This window comes from Microbacterium sp. (genome assembly GCF_030149085.1).
Classification (GTDB): domain Bacteria; phylum Actinomycetota; class Actinomycetes; order Actinomycetales; family Microbacteriaceae; genus Microbacterium.
The window spans coordinates 1-4471 of the sequence record NZ_JASBSF010000310.1 but is presented as its reverse complement, the minus strand read 5'-3'; the positions used below and the strand labels follow the sequence as shown (position 1 = coordinate 4471).

Here is a 4471-nt window from a genome sequence, read left to right as displayed (position 1 = left end):
GAGATAGAGCAGCTGAGCGTCGACGTCACCTGAGGCGGCGTCGGCGAGTGGGGGCTCGGTCGACGTCGGTAAGTTCTCGGTCGTCGGCGCCGCGGAAGCGTCAACAGGGGCGCTGGGCGGCGTCGTCGTGCATGCCGTCAGCCCCACCATCGTGAGTGCGGCCGCCGCGACGGTAAGAGAACGGGTAGTGGTGATCACGGTGTGCTCCTTCGATCCGCTTGCTAGATACCCCCTAGGGTATTTATTATCGCTGAGCGCCGTCCATCTGGTGGTGATGGGAATGCCGAGAGAGCACTGTCGGTGGTGCGGGCGAGAATGGATGCATGGGACGAGGGGACGGCAGGAATCGCCTCGTGTCGCGCGATGACGCGGATGACACCGGCGCCGACATCCTGCACGTCGACATGGATGCGTTCTACGCTGCGGTCGAGGTGCTCGATGACCCGACCCTCGCGGGAAAGCCCATCATCATCGGTGCGCCCGAGAGTCGGTCGGTGGTGTCCAGTGCTTCGTACGAGGCTCGTGCGTTCGGCGTCCGCGCCGCGATGCCGGTCGGCCAGGCGCTGCGTCTGTGCCCCCAGGCGATCGTCGTGCCGCCCCACTTCGACCGTTACGTGACGCTGTCACGCGAGGTCATGCGCGTCTTCCACGACATCACGCCGATGGTCGAGCCGCTCTCGATCGATGAGGCCTTCCTGGACGTGCGAGGAGTGCGGCGCCTGTGGGGTTCTCCCGGAACGATCGCGCGGATGCTTCGCGCCCGCGTGCGTGACGAGACTGGCCTGACCTGTAGCGTCGGCGCCGCAGCCACCAAGCACGTCGCGAAGATGGCTTCGACGCTGAGTAAACCGGATGGCCTTCTGATCGTTGCCGAAGCCGACACCGCAGCGTTCCTCGCGCCACGTTCGGTGCGCGCGCTATGGGGAGTGGGACCGAAGGCTGCCGAGGCACTCGAATCGCGAGGCATCCGTACGGTGTCCGACGTGTTGGACACACCGCAGGCCGTTCTCGAGCGCGCCCTGGGTGCAGCGATGGGGGAGCGCGTGTGGAACCTCGCGCGTGGACGCGACGCGCGGGAGGTCACGGCGACCCGTGTTGAGAAGAGCGTGGGGCACGAGGAAACCTTCCACACCGATATCAGCGACGCTGCAGTCCTGCGATCGGAACTGCGTCGCCTGGCAGACCGGGTGGCGGCGCGACTTCGTGCGGCATCCTGGGAGGCCGGTGCGGTGGCGATCAAGGTGCGATTCGCTGACTTCAGCACCGTTTCCCGCTCGCGCAGCCTCCCTGAGCCGAGCTCGGTCGGGCAACGTATCGGGGAGGTCGCGCTCGAGCTGTTCGACGCCATCGACCGTCGACTACCCGTCCGGCTCGTCGGTGTTCGCGCTGAGAAATTGCGCACCCTCGCCGAGTCTGCGCCGGCGCTCTGGGACGATGACGGAGAGTGGCGCCGCGTCGAGTCCGCGCTCGACACTGCCGCGGCGCGGTTCGGTCGAGGTGCGATCACCCGCGCGACGCTTATCAGCGAGCGCGGCGGCGGGACGCTTCCCTCTAACCCTCGACTCCCTCGCGATGATCCGCGCTGACCAGGATCGGATCGACGCCGCCCTGTCTTCGAGGGTCTCGGGCCGGTAGCGTGGGGCTATGCCCAACATCGCGCTCGAACTCGGCAAGCAGGCAGCATCCTTCGGCGTCTCCGGGATCTACGGAGAACAGCAGGACGTCGACGGCATCAAGATCATCCCGGTGGCACTCGCATCCTCTGGGTTCGGTGGAGGCTCGGATGAGGGCGGCAACGGGGGCGGCGGCGCTGGCGGCACCGCGATCCCGATCGGCGCCTACATTCGACGCGGCGACGACCTGCGCTTCGAGCCCAACCTGATCTCTCTGCTCGCCGTCGGCATCCCATTCGTGTGGGTCGCCGGCCACGTGCTCATTCGTGTCATCCGCGCGCTCAAGAAGTGACGACCCGGTCGGTCAGGTTCTGACCGACGCCACCGGCGTCCTGCGTGACGACATCCTGGCGTGTGCCGCGCCGTCGCCCGTCATCCTGATCGATGGGCGCAGCGGGGCCGGCAAGACGAGCCTGACCCGCCTCCTTCTCGATCGCTGGCCGTTGGATGCCTTGCCGCAGCTGCTTGCTCTGGATTCGACCTACCCGGGATGGGATGGCCTGGATGCCGCCGTCGAGGATGTCACGCACAACGTCCTGATCCCGCACGCCGCCGGGCAGCACGGGCGCTGGCGGCGGTGGGACTGGGGTGCAGGTGAGTACGCGGAGTCCCATGGTGTTGACCCCGGTCTGCCGCTCGTGGTCGAAGGATCCGGCATCCTCACCCCGGCGACTGCGGTGCTCGCGGGTGTGCGGGTCTGGGTCGAATCGCCAGCCGACTCTCGACGAGAGAGGGCCCTCGAGCGCGATGGAGACACCTACCGCCCACACTGGGAGCGTTGGGCGCGGCAGGAAGACGATCACATCACTCGTGATGAGCCCGCGGCGCACGCTACGCGAGTCTTCGTCGTTCCCTGAGCCGACCCGCGTCGCGCCCGGTCAGAATTCGCCGGAGTCCGCGTCGATCGCGGTGACGAGGCTGTCGAGGCGGTAGCCGAGCCAGTCGTAGATCCCGAAACGCGGATCAGCGGCGTCGTGGTCGTCGTCGGCCTGAATCCCGAGCCGCGTCGCCAGCACGAGCCGAATCGCCGACAGCGTGCGCAGCAACGCGCTCACGTCATCGGCGCTCGCGTGCACGACAACCTCTTCCGTGAGTTCCGGGTCGTCGGATGCAACCGGCAAGGTCGGGAGCGTCGGGCGCAGGATGCCGAGAACGGCCTCCGCATCCGCGTGGCGGCGATCGAGGAGCTCGCGCTCGGTCAAGCGACGGAACTCGCGAGCCGCAGCGTCATCGTCGAGATACCCCTCGGGGACGAGGCGTGCCACGGCATCATCGCTTGACGCATCGGTCGTGGCATCGAGGAGGTCCCGGAACTGCTCCGTCATCTGCGAGAGGTGCAGAGCCTCGATGCGCGTGATCGCCATCACGAGTTCGCGGGTCATGCCGGCGCCCTCCGCACAGTCGCCGAAAGCCCGTAGTCATGCATGGCATGAACGTGAAGCTCCATCTGTTCGCGCGCGCCCTCGGCGACCACGGCGTGGCCCTCATGATGCACGGCGAGCATCAGAGCCTCGGCCCGCTCCGGGCTGAAACCGAAGTAGCTTCGAAAGACGTGGGTGACGTAGCTCATGAGGTTGACGGGGTCATTCCAGACGACCGTCTGCCACGGCATGTCAGCGGCGTGGCGTGTGTCGACATCCTCATCGGCCCGAGGGAGTGTCGCGCTATTCATCAAGCCCATCCCAACTCGTGGAGTCGGTCATCGTCAATCCCGTAGAAGTGCGCGATCTCGTGCACGAGAGTCGTGTGGACCTCAGCGCGAAGTTCGTCCAGATCATCGCACGCCGCCAGGTGGGCTTCACGATAGACGATGATCCGATCGGGGAGCTCACCCACGCCATATCGGTCGCGTTCGGTCAGCGCCCACCCGTCGTAGAGGCCCAGGAGGTCGAGGGAACCATCCTCGCCGCGGTCTTCGACCACGAAGATGACGTTGTCGAGTCCGTCGACCATGTCGTCGGGCAGCCGGTCCAGTTCCTCGACGACCAGGTGCTCGAACGCGTCGGCATCCATCTCGATCATCGTGCCCCCGCGCCTTCCCGCCACTCATCTGGTGCCCCCGACTGGACTCGAACCAGTAACCGTCGGATTAGAAGGCCGATGCTCTATCCATTGAGCTACGGAGGCGCATCCACCAGATTACCGGGAGCCGCCGCGAGTGCCGTGAGCGCCGGCTCTAGGATGGGCGGCATGGCTTCGAGCGAGAACGACCGGCTGGTATGGATCGACTGTGAGATGACCGGACTGGATCTCGCCGTCGATGAACTCGTCGAGATCGCTGTCATCGTCACCGACTTCGAGCTGCGCCCGCTGGATCCGGGCTTCCAGATCGTGATCAAACCCGACGCCTCTGCGCTGGCGAACATGAACGATTTCGTCACCGCTATGCACGAGAAGTCTGGCCTGCTCGAGGAGATTCCGAACGGCGTCAGTGTCGCCGAGGCCGAGTTCGAGGTTCTTGAGTACATCCAGCGCTTTGTGCCGCTCGAAGGCAAGGCGCCGCTGGCGGGCAACACGATCGGCACCGACCGGATGTTCCTTGCCAAGTACATGCCTCGCGTCGATCGGTGGCTTCACTACCGCAACGTCGACGTCTCGAGTGTCAAGGAGCTCGCCAGACGCTGGTACCCGCGTGCCTACATCCACGCGCCGGCGAAGGATGGCGGTCACCGCGCCCTCGCCGACATCAGCGAGTCGCTGCGCGAGCTTGCCTACTACCGCAGCGTCGTGTTCGTTCCGGAGCCGGGCGATTGCACTCGAAAGGCCCCGTAATACCCCGCGCCGATGGCTCGCTCCCG

General features: G+C 66.2%; 6 protein-coding genes, 1 tRNA gene and 2 pseudogenes. 4 read left to right on the top strand and 5 right to left on the bottom strand.

The genetic code is table 11. The features are described 5' to 3' along the window. Nucleotides 1-198: pseudogene (locus Q1V87_RS12845) on the bottom strand (hypothetical protein); the annotation flags it as partial. 95 nt (nucleotides 199-293) lie between these two features. Between Q1V87_RS12845 and Q1V87_RS12840 the strand changes: the two are divergent. The 3 genes and pseudogenes from Q1V87_RS12840 to Q1V87_RS12830 all read left to right on the top strand — a co-directional run. Then, nucleotides 294-1586 (top strand): annotated as a pseudogene (locus tag Q1V87_RS12840) (DNA polymerase IV); the annotation flags it as partial. Nucleotides 1587-1644: 58 nt separating this feature from the next. Next, nucleotides 1645-1965: a hypothetical protein gene (locus Q1V87_RS12835; RefSeq protein WP_195691589.1), complete on the top strand. Its 321-nt coding sequence runs from the start codon at nucleotides 1645-1647 to the stop codon at nucleotides 1963-1965. Further along, nucleotides 1940-2530 (top strand): hypothetical protein, encoded by a 591-nt coding sequence (locus tag Q1V87_RS12830; protein ID WP_300593552.1) that lies wholly within the window; start codon nucleotides 1940-1942, stop codon nucleotides 2528-2530. Before Q1V87_RS12835 ends, Q1V87_RS12830 begins: the two co-directional genes overlap by 26 nt. A 21-nt stretch (nucleotides 2531-2551) precedes the next feature. On the opposite strand, the gene Q1V87_RS12825 is transcribed toward Q1V87_RS12830, so the two are convergent. The 4 genes from Q1V87_RS12825 to Q1V87_RS12810 form a co-directional block, all read right to left on the bottom strand. Next, on the bottom strand, nucleotides 2552-3055 hold the full coding sequence (locus Q1V87_RS12825) for a DUF2017 family protein (protein WP_300593549.1): 504 nt from the start codon (nucleotides 3053-3055) through the stop codon (nucleotides 2552-2554). Then, nucleotides 3052-3354 carry an ATP-dependent Clp protease adapter ClpS gene (gene clpS / locus Q1V87_RS12820; protein WP_300593546.1) on the bottom strand — a complete coding sequence of 101 codons (303 nt, stop codon included), beginning with the start codon at nucleotides 3352-3354 and terminating at the stop codon, nucleotides 3052-3054. Before clpS ends, Q1V87_RS12825 begins: the two co-directional genes overlap by 4 nt. Continuing rightward, nucleotides 3345-3695 (bottom strand): metallopeptidase family protein, encoded by a 351-nt coding sequence (locus Q1V87_RS12815; protein ID WP_300593556.1) that lies wholly within the window; start codon nucleotides 3693-3695, stop codon nucleotides 3345-3347. Before Q1V87_RS12815 ends, clpS begins: the two co-directional genes overlap by 10 nt. A 29-nt stretch (nucleotides 3696-3724) precedes the next feature. Further along, a tRNA-Arg gene (locus tag Q1V87_RS12810) sits at nucleotides 3725-3800 on the bottom strand. 63 nt (nucleotides 3801-3863) lie between these two features. Here Q1V87_RS12810 and orn point away from each other — a divergent pair. Continuing rightward, the gene (gene orn / locus Q1V87_RS12805; protein ID WP_300593543.1) at nucleotides 3864-4445 is read left to right on the top strand and encodes an oligoribonuclease; all 582 of its coding nucleotides are present in this window, start codon (nucleotides 3864-3866) and stop codon (nucleotides 4443-4445) included. Nucleotides 4446-4471: the final 26 nt, after the last annotated feature.